This window comes from Nonomuraea sp. NPDC050556 (assembly GCF_044457355.1).
GTDB lineage: Bacteria > Actinomycetota > Actinomycetes > Streptosporangiales > Streptosporangiaceae > Nonomuraea.
Genome location: NZ_JBITGU010000007.1, coordinates 195,252 through 216,350 on the forward strand (window position 1 = coordinate 195,252; position 21,099 = coordinate 216,350).

Here is a 21,099-nt window from a genome sequence, read left to right on the forward strand (position 1 = left end):
TGGCCGAGGTCTCATCTCGGAGTTGATTACTTGAATTCCCTGCCTACCAGTGCGTTCGACCTTCCGGCCAACCTCGCCGCCAAGGCCGATCCGGCGTTGATCGCGGGTGACGAGAAGCACTTCGCGGCCATCGCGGAGAGCCTCGAGCAGTCGATCGCCGACCTGGAAGGCCGCCTCGCCACCGCACTCAAGGCGCCCGGCGGCAAGGGCCGGGCCGCCATGGACCGGGACATGGAGATCCACCAGCTGACCGCGCGGCTGCGCACGCTGCGCCGCTTCGGCCTGGACCTCTGCCTCGGGCACATGGTCGGCGCCGACGACGCGGAGCCGGTGTACGTCGGGCGGCTCGGGCTCAAGGACGCCGAGGGCCGCCGCCTGCTGGTCGACTGGCGCTCCCCCGCGGCCGAGCCGTTCTTCGGCGCGACCCACGGCAACCCGATGGGGCTGGCCAGCCGCCGCAGGTACCGCTGGACCCGCGGACGGATCAGCGACTACTGGGACGAGGTGTTCACCTCCGACGGGATCGAGGGGCACGCCGCGCTCGACGACCAGTCCGCCTTCATCGCCAGCCTGGGCGGCAACCGCTCGCCCCGGATGCGCGACGTGCTCAGCACCATCCAGTCCGACCAGGACGCCATCATCCGCGCGGGCTCGCGCGGCGCGCTGGTCGTGGACGGCGGTCCAGGCACGGGCAAGACCGTCGTCGCCCTGCACCGCTCGGCCTACCTGCTCTACTCCGACCCCCGCCTGGGACACCACCGGGGCGGCGTGCTGTTCGTCGGCCCGCACCAGCCCTACCTGGCCTACGTCGCCGACGTCCTGCCCAGCCTGGGCGAGGAGGGCGTGCAGACCTGCACCCTGCGCGACCTCGTCACCGAGGGCGCGGCAGCGGCGACCGAGGCCGACCCGGCCGTGGCGCTCCTGAAGGCGTCGGCCGGCCTGCTGAAGGCGATCGAGCCCGCGGTGCGGTTCTACGAGAACCCGCCCAAGACGGGGATGACGATCACCACCCCCTGGTCCGACATCTGGCTGAGCGTCGAGGACTGGGCCGAGGCGTTCGAGGCGCCCGACCCCGGCACCCCGCACAACGACGCCCGCGACCAGATCTGGGAGGCGCTGCTCACCATTCTCATGGACAAGCACGAGGGCGACGCCTCCCTCGACATGCTGCGCAAGGCGCTGCTGCGGGACAGGGAGCTGCTCACCGCCTTCAACAAGGCGTGGCCGCTGATCGAGGCGGCCGACCTGGTCGGCGACCTGTGGACGGTGCCCGCCTACCTGCGGATGTGCGCCCCCTGGCTCAGCGTCGAGGACGTCAGGCGGCTGCAGCGCGCGGACGCCCAGGCCTGGACGGTCTCCGACCTGCCGCTCCTGGACGCCGCGCGGCAGCGGCTGGGCGACCCGGAGGCGGCGCGGCGCAAGCGCCTCCAGGACGCCGCGCTCGCCGCCCAGCGCGAGCGCATGGCGCAGGTCGTCGACAACCTCATCGAGGCGGACGACGACGGCGAGGGCCTGGTGACGATGCTGCGCGGGCAGGACGCCAAGGTGTCCCTGGTCGACGAGTCCGTGCTGCCCACCGCCGACCCCGACGTGCTGGCCGGGCCGTTCGCGCACGTCGTCGTGGACGAGGCCCAGGAGCTGACCGACGCCGAGTGGCAGATGCTGCTGCTGCGGTGCCCGTCGCGGAGCTTCACCATCGTCGGCGACCGCGCCCAGGCCAGGCACGGGTTCACCGAGTCGTGGCAGGAGCGGTTGGAGCGGGTCGGGCTCGACCGGATCACGCTGGCCTCGCTGAGCGTCAACTACCGGACGCCCGAGGAGATCATGAAGGAGGCCGAGCCGGTCATCAGGGCCGTGCTCCCGGACGCCAACGTGCCGACCTCCATCCGCAGCAGCGGCGTCCCCGTCCTGCACGGGGCCGTCTCCGAGCTGGACTCGATCCTCACCGGCTGGCTCGACGAGCACCCAGAGGGGATCGCCTGCGTCATCGGCGACCCGGCGTTCCAGGCGACGCCCCGGGTGCGGTCGCTGACGCCCGAACTGTCGAAGGGGCTCGAGTTCGACCTGGTCGTCCTCGTCGACCCGGAGACGTACGGCGAGGGCATCGAGGGGGCGGTGGACCGCTACGTGGCCATGACCAGGGCGACGCGGCAGCTCGTCATCCTGACCTCGTAAGGGCCTCGTCGGCCAGGGCGCGCGCCGCCTCGCGCGGCGCGTGGCTCCCCAGCGCGCCGATCATGCGCCTGATCCCGTCGAGCGCGGGTTCCGGCCATCCCGCGTGGCGGGCGACGTCGAGCTCGTTGGCGATCGTGAGCACGGCGAAGTCGCGCCGGTCGGTCGCGGGCAGCGGCTCCGCGCGGTCGTGCGTGCCGTACAGGTGCACCAGCGCCTCCGCGTCCGTCCCGATGACGTCCTGGAGGCGCTGCCGGTCCTCGATCGGCAGGAGGGCGTGCGGGAATCCGGCGGTGCCGTAGGTGGCGTGGCAGATCGCCGCGAGCCGGACGCGCGGCGAGGCGTTCCACTCGACGGTGAGGGCGTGCACCCGGCGCAGGTGGGCGAGCAGGGTGCCGCCCGGATGGTCGATCTTCGCCGCCCCGAGCTCGCGCTGCAGCTCGAACGCGCGGCGGACGACGTCGTCCGTGCCGAGCCAGGTGGTGGCGTGCGCCGACAGGACGCGGGCGAGCTCGGCCGGGGCGTCGCGGGCCACCAGGTGGCCCGCGCCAGGCACGGTGGCGACGGTGACGCGGCGGTTGGCCGCGCGCAGCCGTTCCGCGTCGGCGTCGGGCAGCGGGGAGCGTTCGCCGCGCGCCAGCAGGATGGGCAGGTCCAGCGCGGCGGCCTTCTCGAGCAGCTCAGGGCCGGACCCGAGGATGTCCTCCACCAGCTCGTTCAGCGGGTCGAGCAGCCCGCGCGCGCCCAGCCAGGCGCGGACCCGGTCCGGGTCCGGGTCGGGGACGACGTCCACGAGCACGAGCCCGGCGACGCGCTCGGCGACCGGCGGCTCGGCCAGGGCGGCGATGGCGGCGAACCCGCCGAGCGAGGCGCCCACCATGACGATCGGCGCGGGCTCGCGGGCCACCATCTCGATCACGTCCTCGGTGACCGCGCGGAGCGAGGTCGCCCGCCCCGAGCTGCCGCCGTGACCGCGCAGGTCGTAGGCCACCGTGCGCAGCCCGTTCACGCTCATCCTGGCCGCGACCGGCATCCACACGCCGCGCCGCTCGCCGCCCGCGTGCAGCAACAGGACCGTCGGGCCGGCGCCGGTCACCGTACCGCGCAGGGTGACCTCGCCCAGAGCCAGGGAAACGTCCGTCATCGCGCACCACCTCTCTACCTTGGCCAGTCAAGGTAAAGTATGGACGGCGACCTTGGCATGTCAAGGTAAGATGCGGAGCGTGACCGCCCCACGAGCCAGAAGGCCGCCGGACGAGGCGCGCAGGCTGATCCTCGACGCGGCCGGCGCGCTGCTCGCCGAGGGCGGCGTCGCCGCCGTGCAGGTGCGCGCGGTGGCCGCGCGGGTCGGCATGACCGACGCCGGGGTCACCCACCACTTCGGCAACCGCGACAAGCTCCTCGCCGAGCTGCTCAAGCACGGCGGGCGACAGCTCAGGGCCGCGATCCAGGACGTCCTCGCGGCATGGCTGGACCACGGCGCCGACCTGCTGGGGCTCGTCGAGTCGCTGGAGGCCCTGTACCGGCGCGGGTACGCCGAGCTGGCCGTGGCGCTGCACGCGGCCGGATGGCGCGACCCGGGCAGCGGCCTGCTCGACCCGGTCGTCGACGCCCTGCAGCGGCTCAGGCCGCCAGGGAGCTCGATCGACGACACGCGGCTCGCGGTCGCGGCGGTCCACCAGGCGATGGCGATGGAGGCCCTCTACGGCGGCGACTTCCGGCGCAGCGCGGGCGCGGCGGCCGACGACTCAGCCGCCCAGGTGCGGTGGTGGGCGCGCCAGCTGCGGCTCGCGCTGGAGATCACGTGAGCGCGCGGGCGTTCGCCAGCACCTTGCCCAGGATGGCGGCGAGCTGGTCGAGCTCGCCCGCGGTGAGGCCCTCGGTGATGGCCCGCTCCAGCTCCTCGCGGTCGGCGGTCACCGGCCCGCGCAGCGCCCTGCCCGCGTCGGTGAGGTAGAGGCGCACCAGCCGGTTGTCGGCGTCGTCGCGCCGCCGCACCAGCAGGCCGGCCGCCGCCATCCTGGTCGCCATCTTCACGATCGTCGGCGTGGTCACGTTGAGCTCGGCGGCCAGCTCGCCCGGTGTGCGCCCGTCGCGCTCCCACAGCGCCGCGAGCACGAGGTTCTGCCCCAGGTGCAGGCCGTGGCGCCGCATCGACTCCTCGGCCACGGCGCGCAGCGCCTTGTGCGTCTTGGTCATCACATCCAGGATCTCCGTCACGCTCCGAGGATAGCTTGACGGCAAATGATTAGCCGTCTAGCGTTCTACTCGTTAGACGGCAAACGAAATGGGAGTGACCATGAGGAAGCTTGGCAATCTGACTGTCGGCCCGATCGGGCTGGGCACGATGGGCATGGGCGGCTCGTACGGCCCGGCCGACGAGGGCGAGTCGATCCACGCCGTGCACCGGGCGCTCGACCTGGGCGTGACGTTGCTGGACACCGCGGACTTCTACGGCGGCGGCGCCAGCGAGACGATCGTCGGCAAGGCGCTCCAGGGGCGGCGCGAGCAGGCCGTGATCGCCACCAAGACCGGCAGCGTGCGCACCGCGGCCGGCATGGGCGTCGACGGCAGCCCCGAGCACATCAGGAGGGCCATCGACGGCTCCCTGCAGCGCCTCGGCACCGACCACGTGGACCTTTACTACCTGGCCAGGGTGGACCAGAAGGTGCCGATCGAGGAGAGCGTCGGCGCGCTGGCCGAGCTGGTGGCCGCGGGCAAGGTCAGGGAGATCGGGCTGTGCGAGGCGAGCGCCGCCACGGTCCGCCGGGCGCACGCGGTGCACCCGATCGCGGCCCTGCAGACGGAATACTCCCTGTGGGAGCGCCACGTCGAGCAGGACATCCTGCCCGCGCTGCGCTCGCTGGGCGTCGGGCTGGTGGCCTACCGCCCGCTCGGCAGCGGCTTCCTGGGCGGCTCCTTCACCAGCGTGGACGAGCTCCCCGAAGGCGACTTCCGGCGCGCCGACCCGCGCTTCCAGGGAGAGAACTTCGCGCGCAACAAGGCGCTGGCCGACGCCGTCGCCCAGCTCGCGGCGGCCAGGGGGGCCACCCCTGCGCAGCTCGCGCTGGCGTGGGTGCTGTCGCGCGGCGAGGACGTCGTGACGATCCCCGGCACCAAGCGGGCCGCCCGCGTCGAGGAGAACGCCACGACGCTCACCCTGACGGAGGCCGAACTGGCCACGCTCGACTCCCTGCGGGCCGCGTCCGGTGACCGCTACCCGGGCTTCCTGATGACCGCCATCGACGGCTATCAGGTTTGACTTATATAAGCAGCATCTGAAATAGTCGGGGCGTGCACGCATTCGACGTCCTCGGCGACCCGGTCCGCCGGCGGATCCTGGAGCTGCTGGCCGGCGGCGAGCAGAGCTCGGGCGAGCTCACCGCCGTCATCCAGCGCGAGTTCGGGATCTCCCAGCCGGCCGTCTCCCAGCACCTGCGGGTCCTGCGGGAGAGCGGGTTCGCCAGCGTACGGGCCCAGGGCGCCCGGCGGCTCTACGCCGTGGAGGCCGCCCCGTTACAGGAGGTCGACATGTGGCTGGAGCGCTTCCGCGGCTTCTGGAGCCAGCATCTGGACGCCCTGGCCACCGAGCTGGCCCGCGGCAAGCGGGAACGCCGCCTGACCGACCCGACCAAGGACACCTGATGGACATCGTTCACGAGATCACCCGGGCGCACCGCGAGCTGCTCGACGGCGAGCGCAAGGTCATGACGCTGACCAGGAGCTACGACGCCGACGTTGAGGACGTGTGGGACGCCTGCACCGACGCCGACCGGCTGAAGCGCTGGTTCCTGCCCGTCTCCGGCGACCTGCGCCTCGGCGGCTCCTACCAGTTCGAGGGCCAGGCGGGCGGCGAGATCCTGCGCTGCGAGCCGCCCCGCCTGCTGAAGGTCAGCTGGCTGTACGGCGAGGACCCGCTGTTCTCCGAGGTGGAGGTGCGGCTGTCGAGCGAGGGCGGCGGCACCCTGCTGGAGCTGCGCCACACCGCAGACGTACCGCCGGACATGTGGTCCGGCTACGGCCCTGGCGCGGTCGGCGTCGGCTGGGACCTCACCCTGCTCGGCCTCGCCATGCACCTGGCCGGCGCGCCCAAGGTCGACGAGAGCACCTTCCACCTCACCGAGGACGGCAGGCGCTGCATCGTCACCAGCAGCCAGGCGTGGGGCCGGGCCTACACGGCCGCCGGAGGCTCCCCCGACCAGGTCGCCACCACCGTCGCCAACACCACCGCCTTCTACGCACCTGAAGAGGAGTCGTCATGACCCAGAAGACCACCACGTTCCTGATGTTCCAGAACGGCGAGGCCGAGGAGGCGATGACGTTCTACATCTCCCTCTTCGAGGACTCCAAGGTGATCGACCTCACCCGCATCCCCGCCGGGGAGCCGGGGCCCGAGGGCAAGATCAGGCACGCCACGTTCACGCTGGCGGGCCAGGAGTACATGTGCATCGACAGCGATCCCGTGCACTCCTTCACGTTCACGCCGTCGATGTCGATCTACGTCACGTGCGACACGGAAGAGGAGATCGACCGCCTCTACGCCGCGCTCGCCGAGGGCGGCGGGGCGCTCATGCCGCTGGGCGACTACGGCTTCAGTAAGAGGTTCGGCTGGGTGAACGACCGCTTCGGCGTATCCTGGCAGCTCAACTACCTGGGTTAGGCCTTACGGACGGCGGTGCCGTTCCCCAAGGATGTGGCCATGAAGCCCTTCCTCATCGACGTCCCCCAGGCCGACCTCGACGATCTGCGCGACCGCCTCGCCCGTACCCGCTGGCCGGACGAGCTCCCCGGGGTCGCGTGGACCTACGGCGTACCGATCGCACACCTCAGGGAACTGGCCGAGTACTGGCGCACCACCTACGACTGGCGCAAGCAGGAAGCGCGGCTCAACGAGCGCGCCCAGTTCACCACCACCATCGACGGCCAGAACATCCACTTCTTCCACGTCCGCTCCCCCGAGCCTGACGCCCTGCCCCTGCTGATCAACCACGGCGGGCTCGGCTCGGTCGCCGAGTTCCTCGACGTCATCGGTCCCCTGACCGACCCCAGGGCGTACGGCGGCAGCCCGGGTGACGCCTTCCACCTGGTCATCCCGTCCATGCCCGGCTACGGCTTCTCCGGCCCCACCACCGAGACCGGCTGGAACACCGACCGCATCGCCAGGGCGTGGGTGGAGCTCATGGGCAACCTCGGCTACGAGCGGTACGGCGTGCAGGGCGGCGACTGGGGCTCCTTCGTGGTGCCCGAGATCGGCAGGATCGCCACCGAGCGGGTCGCCGGGGTGCACGTCAACTCGGCCAGCTTCGGCTTCATCCCGTTCGGTCCCGTTCCTGAGGAGGAGCTGGCCACCTTCACCGAGGCAGAGAAGGCGCGCCTGGCGCGGATCAAGGCGTTCCAGAGCGACGGCAACGCCTACTTCCAGATCTCGGCCACCCGGCCGCAGACGGTCGCCGTCGGGCACATGGACTCGCCGGTGGCGCAGCTCGCCTGGATCGCGGAGAAGTTCCAGGAGTGGTCGCACGACCCGTCGGCGATCAGCGCGGACCGGCTGCTGACCAACGTGATGTTCTACTGGCTGACCGGCACCGCTGCCTCGTCCGCTCGCCTTTACTGGGAGAACATGCATTCCAGCTCGTGGGGCAAGCAGCCGAGCACCGCGCCGGTGGGGGTGGCGGTCTTCGCCGAGGACATGCCGATCCGGCGGTATGCCGAGCGCGGGAACAACATCGTGCACTGGTCGGAGTTCGACACGGGCGGCCACTTCGCGGCCATGGAGGTGCCCGATCTGTACGTCAAAGACGTACGCGAGTTCTTCGGCCCGCTGCGCTAGCCACCTCGACGGCCAACGTGAACGTACCGTCCCCCCGGTACGTTCACCAGGCTAATCAACCCGTTTCCACCCGCTCCCGGCACTGCCACCACCCCGCCATTGCCTCCCCGTCGGCGGCTCCGTCGTTGGTAACGCGCAGCCGTACCACCTGCTCCTTGACCTACACGACGTTGGTGACCGCCTCGCACAGGACGGTCGCCAGCACCTCTCCGTGCGCCGATATCCGCCTCGGCATCCGTGCAGCATCGAACCAATGGTCGTCCAGTTGCATCCAACAAAGATCACCGCATCAGGAGGGACCCCTGTGATCATCTCGTCGAACGGCACCTTAGGGTCACAGCGGATGCGCACCCGGGGCCGCGCATGACGCGCAGCGCCCTCATCCAGCGAATCGACGTGACCCGCCTCCCCGAAGACGTCGTGGCCCTCATCGACGCCCTCGAGCCCGGCGAGAGCCTGGTCCTCACCCGGGACGGCGCGTCGATCGCGACGATCTCCAGCACCGTCGACGTGGTCCAAGGCGCCGTCGTCACCGCACCCGACGAGACACCGGTCGACTACGAGAGCGTGACGGTGGTGGCCACCGCGATGTCCTTGTCCACCGCGGCCAGGGTCGCACTGTCCAAGCAGCTCGGGACCGACTACGTGGTGCTCGACATGCACGCCGCTCCGGCGACGACCGATGTGCTGCTGATCCCTCCCGGCAGCCCGCAACTCATCGGCGCACTGCGGGCGCAGTTCCCGAAGGCTCGCATCATCATCACCGAGATCGACGACCCCGAACTCCGTGTCCAGTACCAGGGCCCGGTGGGCCGCCTCCTCGCCGCCGGCGCCGACGCGTATCTCCCCCCGGCCACCCTCCCGGCGCTGGCGAGACAACTGGACTACACCCTGAACCAGGGCCGCGAACTGACCGGCGAGACCGCTGCGCGACGACAGCTCGAACCACCCCCAGAACCGGCGGCTCCATTGCCGGACCATCGAGACCCGAGCCCTCCCGAGCGGCCGAGATGGAGCCACACCATCACCCGCATCCTGCGCAACCTGCTCTGAACGTCGTGGACCCCACACACCGGCGCCTTCTTCGATCATCCATATCAGAACGTGTTCTGATATGGATTTGCGCGGTGAGTGCCAGCCACGCCGACGCAGTTACCTTCTCCGACCTGTCGAGGAACCCGCGAGCAGTCGCCGAACGCGCAGCGCGCCTTGGACGCGTGCGCGTCACGCACCGGGACGCTCCAGACTTCTACCTGACCGCGGCCGACCGTGAAGACCAGCGCAACCAGACGCTGGCCACCGCGTCCCGGCTGTTCCTTGCCCTGATCAAGCATGATCCCACGGCACGTACGCTGGTCATCGCCATGCCGGAGGTCTTCCCTTGGGTGCGCCACCTGTCCTCGGACGAGCTTCGCGCCTTCACTCTGGAACTGGTTGAAGCGCTCTCCGACGCGGCTGAGCTGGATGTGGACTCCACCGCTCAGGGGGTCATAGCGAGCTGGCGGGCCACAGCCAGGATCAAGGCCGACCCTGCACGCTATGCCGAGGCTCGCAAGGCCACGAGCGGCGACTTCGGGCAGGTGCAGGTCTCGGCATGAGCCCGAAGCACGGGGACCGAGTCACGGTGCCACCGCCGAAAGGCTGGGAAGAGTTGTATCGTCACGCCCTCGCCAATACCCACCGATGTTTCGAGACGCTACGGGCCGATCCTCGTTCGAGCTCCAACCACGACCGCCAACATCGCCTACGCGGGGACGACCCATCGCCACAATGGCAAGGACTTGGAGCAGTGGGAATTCGAGGTAACCAGCGGCGGGCGCGTACGGTATGCCATCGATGACACCGCCCGCACTGTCTGGGTCATCTACGCATCCCCTCGACACCCCGAGGACACCGAATAGCCGAGCTGTCCTCAACGGCCTGGGCCTCTTGGGGTTCTCGCCCCCTGATAGATAGCCCAGCCCACATCGCCCGTTTGGGAGGCGCGTTCCTACCCACCGCCATGCGGCCCAACACCTCGGGGGTCCGGGGGCCGGAAGGCCACCCGGCTGGGGGTCTTGGGGGGCTCGCCCCCCCAACAAGGCCAGCCCGGAGCGCGAAGCGCGGAGGCCCATGCTGTGCGGGCCCTCTCCCAGGGACTCTCCGTCGTGGAGAGTCCCCGGGAGGTGGGTGTCAGGAGGTGGTGAGGGCGGCTATGCGGGTGGTGGCCTCGGACAGGGGGATCTCTTCCTTGGTGCCCGAGGCGCGGTCGCGGAGTTCCACCACGCCCTGGGAGAGGCCACGGCCGATCACCAGGATGGTGGGCAGCCCCAGCAGCTCGGCGTCCTTGAACTTGACCCCAGGCGACACCCCCGCGCGGTCGTCCACCAGGACGCGGACGCCGCGGGACTCCAGTTCCCGAGCCACCTCCAACGCCACCTCGATCTGGTTCTCCTTACCCGTCCCCACGATGTGCACGTCGGCCGGTGCCACCTCGCGGGGCCACACCAACCCGAGCGAGTCGTGCTGCTGCTCCGCGATCACCGCGACGGCGCGCGAGACGCCGATGCCGTACGAGCCCATCGTGATGCGGATCTGCTTGCCGTCCGGGCCGAGCGCGTCCAGCGAGGCCGCGTCGGCGTACTTGCGGCCCAGCTGGAAGATGTGGCCGATCTCGATCCCCCGGTCGATCGACAGCTCCGAGCCGCAGCGGGGGCACGAGTCGCCCGCGCGGACCTCGGCGGCCTCGATGGTGCCGTCGGGGGTGAAGTCGCGGCCCGCGACCACGTTGACGGCGTGCTGGCCGGGCGAGTTGGCGCCGGTGACCCAGGAGGTGCCGGTGACGACGCGGGGGTCGACGAGGTAGCGGATGCCCAGGTCCTTCAGCACCTGCGGGCCGATGTAGCCGCGCACCAGGCCGGGGTGCTTGACGAAGTCCTCCGCCTCGAAGATGGCGGGCTCGCCGGGCGCCAGCGACGCCTCCAGGCGCTTGAAGTCGACCTCGCGGTCGCCGGGCACGCCGATGATCAGCGTCTCGACCTTGTCCGAGCCGGGCGTGGTGATCTTGACGACGACGTTCTTCAGGGTGTCGGCTGCGGTGATCGACAGGCCGTGGTTCTCGTTCAGGTGCGAGACGAGCGTCTCGATCGTGGGGGTGCCAGGGGTGTCCAGGACGACGGACGCGGGAAGGCCGTCGAGAGCGCGGGCCGGGGGCGCGGGGGTCACGACGGCTTCTGCGTTGGCCGCGTAGCCGCAGGAGTGGCAGGCGACGAAGGTGTCCTCGCCGGTGGGCGTGGGCGCCAGGAACTCCTCCGACGCCGAGCCGCCCATGGCGCCCGAGGTGGCGAAGCAGATCTTGTAGCGGATGCCGAGCCGGTCGAAGGTCTTGATGTAGGTGTCGCGGTGCTGCTCGTAGGAGCGCTTCAGGCCGTCGTCGTCGAGGTCGAAGGAGTAGGAGTCCTTCATGAGGAACTCGCGGCCGCGCAGGATGCCGGCGCGGGGACGGGCCTCGTCGCGGTACTTGTTCTGGATCTGGTAGAGCGTGACCGGGTAGTCCTTGTACGAGGAGTATTCGCCCTTGACCATGTCGGTGAAGAGCTCCTCGTGCGTGGGCCCGAGCAGGTAGTCGTTGCCCTTGCGGTCCTTCAGGCGGAAGAGCGTGTCGCCGTACTCGGTCCAGCGGCCGGTCGACTCGTAGTATTCGCGGGGCAGCAGCGCGGGGAAGAGCACCTCCTGGGCGCCCATCCGGTCCATCTCCTCGCGCACGACGCGGGCGACGTTCTCGAGGACGAGCTTGCCCAGGGGCAGCCAGGAGTAGATGCCGGGGGCGACCCGGCGGACGTAACCGGCGCGGACGAGGAGCTTGTGGCTCGGCACTTCCGCGTCTGCCGGGTCGTCACGCAGGGTGCGAAGAAACAACGACGACATGCGCAGCAACACGGCCACTCCTCGGTCGAACCTGTGATGGAAGGACTACAGGCTATCGACTCGGGGAAGTGGGGTCGTGCGCTTATCCGGTGAGGACGCCGAGGGCGAACACCCCGGCGAGGATCAGCGCGACCCCGCCGGCCCGCAGGCGGCCCGCCGTACTCCGCCTCAGAAGGAGGACGAGACCCACCGACAGCGCGCCGATCACCAGCGCGGGCGCGGGCCAGAAGGCCACCTGGGAGTCGACGAAACCGGGCGTGGCCCGGTCGATGACGTCGGACAGCAGCACCCCGGAGATCGCCCCTGCGGCCAGGTCGCCCCAGCCGTCGGCGCGCCTGGTCACGTAGGCGAGCAGGCCGAGCGCGACGAGGAGGACGAGCAGCACGTTCAGCCCGATGGGGCTGCCGCCGATGGCGTCGAAGTCGAACTCGCCCTGCAGGGCGCTTCCGCCCATGGCGGCCACCAGCGTGGACACGGCGGCGAGGAACGTCGTCAGCAGCGCCCAGCCGAAACCGCTCGCGGTGGCGCCGACCGCGATGGCCAGTGCGAGGTATGCGTACGGGTCGTAGAACTCGCCGACGAAACTCCAGCGGGTCAGGAGCATGCCGAGGAGGCCGACGGCCAGTCCCCCGAGGAACGCCGCCAGCATGTGACGCTGGATGCCGCGCTGTCGCCGGTCGTATTCGGCGAAGTCGGCATAGTCAATAACCGTCTTTTCCATCCCATGCCAGAGTATGTGGACTTACAGGAAATGTAAATTTCGGTCAACCCTAAGTCAGCAAGCAATCGCTTGGTAAAGTCACGGCATGGATCTCCTGCGCGACACCGTCCGCTCGTATCTGGCCGCCCGTCCGGGCGCTTCGTGGCGTTCCTTCGCGCAGGAGCTGGGCGTGCCCGCCCCCGAGCGGTACGGCGGAGCCGGTTTCGGACCCGCCGAGTCCGCCGTCATCTCCATGGAACTCGGCCGTGCGTTGTCGCCCCTCCCCTACCTGCAGACGGCGGTGCTGGCAGTCGAGGCCCTCGCCGGAGCCGACGACCCAGGGAGGCTCCTCACGGAGCTGGCGGAGGGCGAGCGCACGGCGACCGTCGTCTTCCCGCAGGACGGCCTGACGTATGACGGTAAAAGGCTGAACGGCCGCGTGCCGTACGCGCTGGAGGGCGAACTGGTGCTCGTCTATACCGCGGACCTGCTGCTGGAGGCGGAGCCGAGCGCGCGCCTGCCGTACGACACCATGGACGCCAGCCGTCCCCTGACCGAACTCGTCTTCGACGGCGCGCCCGCGCGGATCCTCGGGCCGGGGCAAAAGTGGGAGCGGGTGCGCGATCGCGGGATCGCCGCGCTGGCGGCCGAGCAGGCGGGTGGCGCGCGGCGGTGCCTGGAGATGGCGGTGGAGTACGCCAAGGTGCGCCGGCAGTTCGGGCAGCCGATCGGCTCATTCCAGGCCATCAAGCACAAGCTCGCGGATCTGCTTGTTCTCGTCGAATCCGCGCATTCCGCCGCGATGGGCGCGCACGAGGACCCCGCGCTCGCCGGTTCGTACTGCACCGAGGCCTATCTCACGGCCTCCAGGGAGAACATCCAGGTACACGGAGGCATCGGCATCACCTGGGAGCATGACGCCCACCGCTACCTCAAACGCGCCACATCGGACGCGCAACTCCTCGGCACGCCGTACGAGCACCGGCGGCGGCTAGCCGCCGAGCAGTTCCTCCCACGGGCGGCGCACGCCTGAACCGCCGGACGTGTCGAGCATGCCGGACAGGCGCCAGAGCACCGGTTTGGCCTGCGCCCGCTCGCGCCCCATCGGGTCGACGGCGCGCAGCTCGAACCGCACGCCCATCACGTCGAGTACGGCGGAGCCCGGTGTGGCCGGGCCTGCGGCGGTGACGAGCGACCCCTCGAAGCCGGGGTCGCATACCTGGGCGGACAGTAAGTCGGCGACTTCGGCCGCGTAGGGGCCCTCTCGCCACTCGATGTGCCAGCTGTGGTCGGACCCACGCCACCAGGTCAGGTCGCGGCAGGACTCGATGAACTCCGCTTCTGTCGCCAGAGCGGCCATGACCCTGCCAAAAGCCTCGAACCGGCGCGCGCTGGCCAGTGACACCTCGGTGTCCTGAGGCTTGGACGCCCGGCGCAATCCCCTCATGTCTGGGAGCGTGCCATCTTTCTGCCGTCTCAGCCCCTGCTTTCGCCGCTTCTCCGCGCTCACGATCAACCACTCTGATCGCCAGACCCCCTCAACCGCAATAGCCCCCACCCCCTCCAAGGCGTTGGACCAAAGGTGGCCTCCCCGTGGCGGCGGGGTTGCTGTATAGTTCTGACCCAAGCGAGCGCTTGGTTCACTACGGGAGGCGTGCATGCGGATCAGCCTGGGATACGAGCTGGAGGTCCGCGGGCGCTCCCGCGAGGTCGAGCAACAGGCGTTCCAGAACGTGATCAACCAGGTCGTCCTAGGTGATCAGCTGGGCTTCGACACCGCCTGGTTCGTCGAACACCACTTCACCCGCGGCTTCTCCCACTCCTCCGCCCCCGACCTGGTGCTCTCCGCGATCTCCCAGCGCACCGAGAACATCCACCTCGGCCTCGGCGTGGTGCTGCTCCCCTTCCAGTCCCCCATCCGTACGGCGGAGCGGGTCGCCACGCTGGACGTCCTCAGCAACGGCAGGGTGGAGTTCGGCACGGGACGCGGCGCCTCACCCCTGGAGTACCAGGCCTTCCAGCGCCCGTTCGAGAAGTCCCGCCAGATCTGGGAGGAGTGCCTGGAGGCCACGCTCGCCATCTGGAAGGCGGACGGCGAGCCCGTCACCAGGTCGAGCGAGTTCTTCGAGGTCCCGGACGTGGCCGTCTATCCCCGCCCGGTCCAGGAGCCCCACCCCCCGGTGTGGGTGGCCTCGACGAGCCTGGAGGGCTACCTGGCCGCGGCCAAGCACGGCTACAACCTGCTCGGCATGACCATGCTCAAGGGCATAGACGACGTTGCCGAAGACATCGCGAAATATCGTGAAGAGCTGGAGAAGAACGGCTTCGACCCCGACAGCCGCAGGATCGCGTTGATGATCCCCTGGTACGTCGGCCAGGCGAGGGACGAGGCCGCCGACGCGGTGCTCTGGTACATACGCCGCCAGGTCAACCTCGTCACCCCGCCCGACTACTACGACGCCCGCCACGCCACCCACCGCGTCCTCGGCCAGCTCGCCGCAGGAATGCCGCCCGAGGAGGCCATGGCCACGCTGCGCGAGCACCTCATGGTCGTGGTCGACGACGTGGAGGGCTCGCGCAAGGCCGTCGCCCGCATAGCGGAGGCGGGCGCGACGGACCTGATCCTGCAGGCCCAGGTGGGCGGGCTCGCCCACGACCTGGTCTGCGACTCGATGCGCCTGTTCATGACCGAGGTGATGAAGTAGTGACCCGCTGGCTCACCCGAGACGACCTGGGCGCGGCCGGACGCACGGCAACCGGCCTGCTCGCGATCTCACCCGACGCGTCCTCCGTCGTCCCTGTTGGTACGGACCACACGGCCGACGCGCTCACGAAGGCCGGGGTCGGCGAGCGCGACCGGGTGGTCGTGGCGCTGGCCGAACCCGCCGGCGCCCTCTGGGCGAGGGCGGCGGCCGACGTCGCCCAGGCGGCCGCCTCGGTGGGACCGCGCGGACGCCTGCGCCTCCACCACGCCCTGACCACGGTCAAGGCGACGACCCTGGTGGCGACCCCGACCGGCGCCATGGACTTCCTCGCCAGGCTGCACCTGGAGTTCCTGCTCGACCCGCTCGATCTCGGCCTGCGCCACCTCGTCCTCACCGGCGAGATCGCCACGAAGCGCACGATGTCCCACCTGGCCAACGAGTTCGAGGCCAAGGTCACCGAGGTCTACGCCGACCCGTTCACCGGCGCCGCCCTGGCCTGGCACGCGAAAGAGGACGACCCGCTCACATCCACACAAACACTAAGGCTCGCCGCAATACAGAAGGACGAGTTCCTCGAAGGCGGCAGGGGCGAGCTGGTCATCGTGCGTGACGACGCGGTGCTCCGTACCGGACAGGTGTCGACGGACCTGCACGCCCCCCGGCACACGGTCGGCGACCACGTGCTCGTGCGCGGCGTCTGGCTCTCGCTGCCGCGCATCGAGAAGGCGCTGTCGAAGATCGACGGGGTGTCCGGCTGGGAGCTGACCCTCAGCAGGCAGGGCACGCTCGACGCCGCCGTGCTCACCGTCACCTTCAGCAGGGAGAGCCTGGTGCGGAACCCGATGTGGAAGGCGCGCATCGGCCAGGCGCTCCAGGGGCTGACGCCGATCACCGTCGGCGTGGAGGTGGCGCAGGAGGTCTCGGAGACGCCCCGTCCCGGCGTGGTCAACGACCTGCGCGGCCACCACCTGGGAAGGGACCGCGCGCTGATCGAGTGAGGTCACATGGAGCAGATGCCTGACTGGGGGACCTTCCCCCGGATGTTGCGTGACCAGGCGGCCCGTCACCCGGACGTGCCGGTGGTCGTCGAGGGTGACACCACGCTGACCATGCTCGACCTGCGCGAGCGCGCGTCGGCCGTCGCGCGCGGGCTGATCGCCCTGGGCGTACGGCCGGGCGACCGGGTGGCGCTGTGGGGGGTGAACGACGCCTCCTGGGTGGTCCAGGCGTGCGGCATCTGGGACGCGGGAGCGGTCATCGTGCCGCTGTCGTCGCGGTACAAGGGGCTCGAAGCGGCCGAGATGATCGCCAAGACGGGCGCCGAGGTGCTGCTCGTCGGCGCGAGCCCGCCGGGGACGACGCTGGCCGCCCTGCTCCCGCACGTGAAGTGCCTGCGCCACGTGGTCACCAGCCCGATGGTCGCGCACGTCTCGCGGGAGGAGGCCGAGGAGCGGGCGCTGGCCGTACGGCCGGACGACCTGATGGAGATCATGTCCACCTCCGGCACCACGGGGACGCCGAAGGGCGTGATGCTCGACCACGCGCAGATCCTGCGCGGCTACTGGGACTGGGCGGAGATCGTCACCCTCGAGGAGGGCGACCGCTATCCGGTGATCGCGCCGTTCTCGCACGGGTTCGGGCTGAACGCCGGGCTGATCGCCTCGATCATGCGGCGGGCGACGATGATGCCGGTCAAGGTGTTCTCCCCGGACGGGCTGATGACGCTCATCGCGTCGGGGCGGATCGCGATCCTGGCCGGGCCGCCGACGCTCTTCTACCGGCTGCTCGACGAGCTGGACAGGGCCGACTGGGACGTCTCGTCGCTGCGGATCGCCATCTGCGGGGCGGCGGCCGTGCCCGACGAGCTGATCGTCCGGCTGCTCGACCGGGTCGGCCTCGACCGCATGATCAACGCCTACGGCCTGATGGAGGGCACCGTCGTCACCATGACCCGGGCCGAGGACCCGGTCGAGGTGATCGCGGGTACGGCGGGCAGGCCGGTCCCCGGCATCGAGGTGAAGATCGTCGACGACGACGGCAAGGAGGTGGCGTCCGGCGAGCGCGGGGAGATCCTGCAGCGCGGCTATGGGGTGATGCGCGGCTACTGGGACGAGCCGGACAAGACCGCCGAGGCGATCGACGCGGACGGGTGGTTACACACCGGCGACATCGGCGTAGCCGACAGTTCCGGAAATATCAGCATTGTGGATCGGAAGAAGGAGCTGTTCATCGTCAACGGCTTCAACGTCTCCCCCGCCGAGGTGGAGGCGATGCTCCTGCGCGAGGGTTCGCTCGCCCAGGCGGCCGTGATCGGCGTCCCCGACGCGGCGTCCGGCGAGGTCGGGCTGGCCTACGTGGTGCCGCGACTGGGCGTCAACGTCTCACCCGACACCCTCACAAACTGGGCGAAGCAGAACATGTCCAACTACAAGGTCCCGCGCCGGATCGTCGTGGTCGACGCGCTTCCCGTCAACGCCAACGGCAAGATCGACAAGCTCGCGCTGCGCGCCGCATCTGGTGGGACCGACCTCTCCTAAGACAGAATCGCCAGCAGAGGAGGCCCACTGTGAGCTTGCGCGTGGCGGTCGTCGGATCGGGTCCTGCTGGCATCTACACGGCCGAGGCGCTGGTCAAACAGTCTCCAGGCCCGGTGGAGGTCGACGTCCTCGAGCGCCTGCCCACGCCGTACGGTCTGGTCAGGTACGGCGTCGCCCCCGACCACACCTCGATCAAGTCGATCGCCAACTACCTCCAGCGCGTCCTCGAACTCCCCCAGGTCCGCTTTCTCGGCGGCGTCACCCTGGGCGAGCACCTGTCCGTGGAAGACCTGCTGAGCTGCTACGACGCGGTCGTCTACTGCACGGGCGCGATGGTCGACCGCCGCATGGGCATCCCAGGCGAGGACCTGCCGGGCAGCGTCGCCGCCACCGACTTCGTCAACTGGTACTGCGGCCACCCCGACGTCTCCCCCGACCGGTTCGTCCTGGACAGCCCCGAGGTCGCGGTGATCGGCGTCGGCAACGTCGCCGTCGACGTGGTGCGCGTGCTGGCCAAGACGGCCGAGGAGCTGAGCTCCACCGACGTGCCGCACGACGTGCTCGAACGGCTCGCGGACAGCCAGGTCAAGGCCATCCACATGATCGGCAGGCGCGGCCCCGAGCACGCCAAGTTCACCCTGAAGGAGCTGCGCGAGCTGGGCGAGCTGGCCAACGCCGACGTGTGCGTGCGCCCGGAGGAGGCCGTGGTCCTCGGCGCCGACTTCCCGCGCCAGATCAAGGGCAACATCGACGTGCTGCAGTCGTGGGCCGCCAAGCCGCCCGTCGGCCGCCCGCGCCGCCTGGACGTGCGGTTCTGGCTGCGGCCCGTGGAGATCCTCGGCACCGACCGGGTGGAGGGCATCAAGCTGGAGCGCACCCGGCTCGACGACGACGGCCGCGTGGTCGGGACGGGCGAGTTCGAGACGCTGCCGGTCGGCATGGTGTTGCGCTCGGTCGGCTACCAGAGCGTGGCGCTGCCCGGCGTGCCGTTCTCCGAGCGCACGATGACCGTGCCCAACGAGGCGGGCAAGGTCCGCGACCGTGAGTACGTGGCCGGCTGGCTCAAGCGCGGGCCGACCGGCGTGATCGGCACCAACAAGTCCGACGCCGCAGAGACCGTGCGGACGCTGCTCGCCGACCAGCCGTCCGGCGGGCAGGCGTCCATCGACGACCTGCTCGCCCGGCGCGGCGTCACGCCGATCACCTACGACGACTGGCTGGCCATCGAGAAGGCGGAGGCCGACCTGGCCTCCTCGCTCGGCAGGGGCGCCAGGGTGAAGCTCGTCGGCCTGGACGCGATGTTGTCCGCCTTCCGTTCCTAACGCAGTTCGACCGTCTCCACCACGGGCGCGCCCGCGCACAGGGAGGGCTGCACCCAGCCGCCCTTGGCGTACAGGCGGGTCTGGTCGAGGTGGTGCGGCGAGGCCGGGTCGGCCGCCTGGCCGTAGGTGAGCAGCGTGCGCACGGTGGGGCAGGGTCCGCGGCCGAAGGACACCTCCTGCATGAAGGTGTTGCCGCCCACGGGCTCGAAGTGGCCGTCGCGCCACTCGGTCTCCAGCACGCTCAGCCCGTCGTCCAGGCCGCCGCCGGGGACCGGGATGCCCGCCGTACGCTGCCAGTCGCCCAGCCTGGCGTCGAGCGGGATGCCGCGCGCCTTCATCCATTTCTCCGCCCTGGCCAGCGCGCGCAGGTCGGGCGCCGGGTCGCGCGGGGTGTTCAGGGGGTCGGCCGGGTCGAAGGGCACGCGCCAGTTCTTCGCCGCCTCCTGCCAGTAGCGGCTGAAGAGCAACGCACCCCTGCTGGACGTCTCGAAGGTACGGTCCCAGGCGCGCAGCTCCTTGCACGCGCATTTCTTCAGCAGGGCGTCCAGGGCCAGGTCGGCCGCGTGCGAGCGGCTCGACTGGTTCAGCCGCCACAGGTCGCCCGGCGCGAGCGTGCCCGTCGCGGTCAGGGCGAGCAGCCCGGCCCTGGTACGCAGGCTGCGCTCGGTGGCGCCGTCGCCGGTCAGCTTGGGGAAGCCGGTGAGCGGGCGGTCGAGGTTGGTGAGCCAGTGGCTGTCGTTGGCGTTGAAGACGTAGTCGGCGCCGGTGAGCACCGGCAGGCGGGCCGGGCCGACCGTGCCGGGCATCAGGCTGTCCTTGTCGGTGCCCGGCCGGCAGGCCGGGTCCACGGTCAGCGGGCCGGTGACGCACCTGTCGGGGAAGTTGGGCACGCCCTGGATGTCGGCGTAGAGGGTCGACCCCGCCCGGTCGGCCGCGATGGTGTTGCCAGGACTGGCCTGGGTGGTGCGCAACGTCTTGAGGACGTCGGCGGTGCTCCTGCTCCTGGCGAAGCCGTACATGGTGTTGAGCAGCCGCAGGTTGCCGTCCGTCGCGCTGACGATCTTCTTGCCTGCCAGGACGAACGGCCGGGCCGTCGAGATGGTGTGCGACCAGGCGACGTCGGCGTTGTGGCCGATGAGGACGAGCGGGAGGCCGATCAGGGTGGCCCCCGAGACGTCGAGCTGTCCTGGCACGGTGAGCTGCGACTGCCAGAAGCGGGTCTGGCCCGCCCAGCCCAGGTGCGGCGCGCCGAGCAGCGCGCCGCCGCCGTCGCGCGTCTTCCTGCCGCTGACCGCGATCGCGTTGCTGCCCGTGCCGGTGGCGGCCGCCACGGCCTGCTCGCCGGTGATCAGGTAGGCGGTGTAGTAGGCGGTGCGGAAGATGTCCTGCTCGGTGATCGGGCGGGCGCCCTTGCACGCGGGCGCCTTCGCCCGGCGCAGGTAGGCGTTGTATCCGGCGGCGAAACCGCGCGCTGCCTGCCGTACCTCCGGCCACGGTCCGTACGGCGGGGCCGGATGGTCGCGCACGAACCGGTCGGACGCCGCGTTGGTGGGCGAGCCCGCGCCGAACCCGGGCGTGGGCGGATTGTCCGCGCCGAAGTAGCGCGAGCGCTCGCCCCTGGCCGTCAGGTACGTCTCGGCCATGAGGCACAGGTTGTCGCGCGCCTGCGCGTACCCCTGCCCGTAGGTCGCGCCCTCCAGCGTGCGCGCGGTGATGTGCGGTATGCCGTAGGCGGTGTAGCGGAGCGTCGCCACGGGCGGCTGCAGCGGGGTGAGAACCGCCGCCACCAGGGACAACACCAGGGAGATCGTCATGAACTCCATGCTCGTGCGCGTCCTGGCGCGGCACATCGTCCGGCCTGAGGAGCCTGGGAGGGCCGCGACTCCTAGGAGCCCGCTACCAAAGTCTGGGTGAATTGTCGTTCTGC

General features: G+C 70.5%; 20 protein-coding genes. 14 read left to right on the forward strand and 6 right to left on the reverse strand.

The features are described 5' to 3' along the window. The first annotated feature begins 30 nt into the window (after nucleotides 1-30). Nucleotides 31-2,175: an RNA polymerase recycling motor ATPase HelR gene (gene helR, locus ACIBG8_RS51165; protein ID WP_397350665.1), complete on the forward strand. Its 2,145-nt coding sequence runs from the start codon at nucleotides 31-33 to the stop codon at nucleotides 2,173-2,175. On the opposite strand, the gene ACIBG8_RS51170 is transcribed toward helR, so the two are convergent. Then, complete coding sequence (locus ACIBG8_RS51170; protein ID WP_397350666.1) at nucleotides 2,159-3,316, reverse strand: alpha/beta fold hydrolase; 1,158 nt, start codon at nucleotides 3,314-3,316, stop codon at nucleotides 2,159-2,161. The two genes, helR and ACIBG8_RS51170, sit on opposite strands and share 17 nt — an antisense overlap. A gap of 79 nt (nucleotides 3,317-3,395) precedes the next feature. Here ACIBG8_RS51170 and ACIBG8_RS51175 point away from each other — a divergent pair, with 79 nt between their 5' ends. Beyond that, a complete protein-coding gene (locus ACIBG8_RS51175) occupies nucleotides 3,396-3,980 on the forward strand; it encodes a TetR/AcrR family transcriptional regulator (protein WP_397350667.1) in 585 nt (194 codons plus the stop codon). Here the strand turns inward: ACIBG8_RS51175 and ACIBG8_RS51180 are convergent. Beyond that, on the reverse strand, nucleotides 3,973-4,392 hold the full coding sequence (locus ACIBG8_RS51180) for a MarR family winged helix-turn-helix transcriptional regulator (RefSeq protein ID WP_397350668.1): 420 nt from the start codon (nucleotides 4,390-4,392) through the stop codon (nucleotides 3,973-3,975). The genes ACIBG8_RS51175 and ACIBG8_RS51180 overlap by 8 nt on opposite strands. 79 nt (nucleotides 4,393-4,471) lie before the next feature. On the opposite strand from ACIBG8_RS51180, the gene ACIBG8_RS51185 reads away from it, so the two are divergent. The 7 genes from ACIBG8_RS51185 (at nucleotide 4,472) to ACIBG8_RS51215 (ending at nucleotide 9,600) form a co-directional block, all read left to right on the forward strand. Further along, nucleotides 4,472-5,434, forward strand: a complete 963-nt coding sequence (locus ACIBG8_RS51185; protein WP_397350669.1) for an aldo/keto reductase — start codon at nucleotides 4,472-4,474, stop codon at nucleotides 5,432-5,434. Between the two features lie 32 nt (nucleotides 5,435-5,466). Beyond that, nucleotides 5,467-5,817, forward strand: a complete 351-nt coding sequence (locus ACIBG8_RS51190) for an ArsR/SmtB family transcription factor (RefSeq protein WP_397350670.1) — start codon at nucleotides 5,467-5,469, stop codon at nucleotides 5,815-5,817. Beyond that, entirely contained in the window at nucleotides 5,817-6,434 is a 618-nt protein-coding gene (locus ACIBG8_RS51195; RefSeq protein ID WP_397350671.1) for an SRPBCC family protein, read from the forward strand. The genes ACIBG8_RS51190 and ACIBG8_RS51195 overlap by 1 nt, the downstream gene beginning before the upstream one ends. Then, nucleotides 6,431-6,832, forward strand: coding sequence for a VOC family protein (locus ACIBG8_RS51200; RefSeq protein ID WP_397350672.1), 402 nt, complete (start codon nucleotides 6,431-6,433; stop codon nucleotides 6,830-6,832). The genes ACIBG8_RS51195 and ACIBG8_RS51200 overlap by 4 nt, the downstream gene beginning before the upstream one ends. A gap of 39 nt (nucleotides 6,833-6,871) precedes the next feature. Continuing rightward, nucleotides 6,872-8,002: an epoxide hydrolase family protein gene (locus ACIBG8_RS51205; protein ID WP_397350673.1), complete on the forward strand. Its 1,131-nt coding sequence runs from the start codon at nucleotides 6,872-6,874 to the stop codon at nucleotides 8,000-8,002. Nucleotides 8,003-8,365: 363 nt separating this feature from the next. Then, nucleotides 8,366-9,055 carry a hypothetical protein gene (locus ACIBG8_RS51210; protein WP_397350674.1) on the forward strand — a complete coding sequence of 230 codons (690 nt, stop codon included), beginning with the start codon at nucleotides 8,366-8,368 and terminating at the stop codon, nucleotides 9,053-9,055. Between the two features lie 74 nt (nucleotides 9,056-9,129). Then, nucleotides 9,130-9,600: a hypothetical protein gene (locus ACIBG8_RS51215; RefSeq protein WP_397350675.1), complete on the forward strand. Its 471-nt coding sequence runs from the start codon at nucleotides 9,130-9,132 to the stop codon at nucleotides 9,598-9,600. Between the two features lie 574 nt (nucleotides 9,601-10,174). Here the strand turns inward: ACIBG8_RS51215 and ACIBG8_RS51220 are convergent. Both ACIBG8_RS51220 and ACIBG8_RS51225 read right to left on the reverse strand, forming a co-directional pair. After that, a complete protein-coding gene (locus tag ACIBG8_RS51220) occupies nucleotides 10,175-11,920 on the reverse strand; it encodes a proline--tRNA ligase (protein ID WP_397350676.1) in 1,746 nt (581 codons plus the stop codon). Nucleotides 11,921-11,990: 70 nt separating this feature from the next. Next, nucleotides 11,991-12,629, reverse strand: coding sequence for a hypothetical protein (locus ACIBG8_RS51225; protein WP_397350677.1), 639 nt, complete (start codon nucleotides 12,627-12,629; stop codon nucleotides 11,991-11,993). Between the two features lie 85 nt (nucleotides 12,630-12,714). Here ACIBG8_RS51225 and ACIBG8_RS51230 point away from each other — a divergent pair, with 85 nt between their 5' ends. Beyond that, nucleotides 12,715-13,641 carry an acyl-CoA dehydrogenase family protein gene (locus ACIBG8_RS51230; protein ID WP_397350678.1) on the forward strand — a complete coding sequence of 309 codons (927 nt, stop codon included), beginning with the start codon at nucleotides 12,715-12,717 and terminating at the stop codon, nucleotides 13,639-13,641. Here the strand turns inward: ACIBG8_RS51230 and ACIBG8_RS51235 are convergent. Further along, entirely contained in the window at nucleotides 13,600-14,055 is a 456-nt protein-coding gene (locus tag ACIBG8_RS51235) for a hypothetical protein (RefSeq protein ID WP_397350679.1), read from the reverse strand. The genes ACIBG8_RS51230 and ACIBG8_RS51235 overlap by 42 nt on opposite strands. 211 nt (nucleotides 14,056-14,266) lie before the next feature. On the opposite strand from ACIBG8_RS51235, the gene ACIBG8_RS51240 reads away from it, so the two are divergent. From ACIBG8_RS51240 to ACIBG8_RS51255, 4 genes are read left to right on the forward strand one after another with little or no spacing between them, the layout of a single operon-like run. Beyond that, nucleotides 14,267-15,313 (forward strand): LLM class flavin-dependent oxidoreductase, encoded by a 1,047-nt coding sequence (locus ACIBG8_RS51240; RefSeq protein ID WP_397350680.1) that lies wholly within the window; start codon nucleotides 14,267-14,269, stop codon nucleotides 15,311-15,313. Next, entirely contained in the window at nucleotides 15,313-16,311 is a 999-nt protein-coding gene (locus ACIBG8_RS51245) for a hypothetical protein (protein WP_397350681.1), read from the forward strand. Before ACIBG8_RS51240 ends, ACIBG8_RS51245 begins: the two co-directional genes overlap by 1 nt. Before the next feature lie 6 nt (nucleotides 16,312-16,317). Then, nucleotides 16,318-17,850 (forward strand): AMP-binding protein, encoded by a 1,533-nt coding sequence (locus tag ACIBG8_RS51250; protein ID WP_397350682.1) that lies wholly within the window; start codon nucleotides 16,318-16,320, stop codon nucleotides 17,848-17,850. Nucleotides 17,851-17,879: 29 nt separating this feature from the next. Further along, nucleotides 17,880-19,172 carry an FAD-dependent oxidoreductase gene (locus ACIBG8_RS51255; RefSeq protein WP_397350683.1) on the forward strand — a complete coding sequence of 431 codons (1,293 nt, stop codon included), beginning with the start codon at nucleotides 17,880-17,882 and terminating at the stop codon, nucleotides 19,170-19,172. On the opposite strand, the gene ACIBG8_RS51260 is transcribed toward ACIBG8_RS51255, so the two are convergent. Further along, a complete protein-coding gene (locus tag ACIBG8_RS51260) occupies nucleotides 19,169-20,986 on the reverse strand; it encodes a penicillin acylase family protein (RefSeq protein ID WP_397350685.1) in 1,818 nt (605 codons plus the stop codon). The two genes, ACIBG8_RS51255 and ACIBG8_RS51260, sit on opposite strands and share 4 nt — an antisense overlap. Between the last annotated feature and the right edge of the window lie 113 nt (nucleotides 20,987-21,099).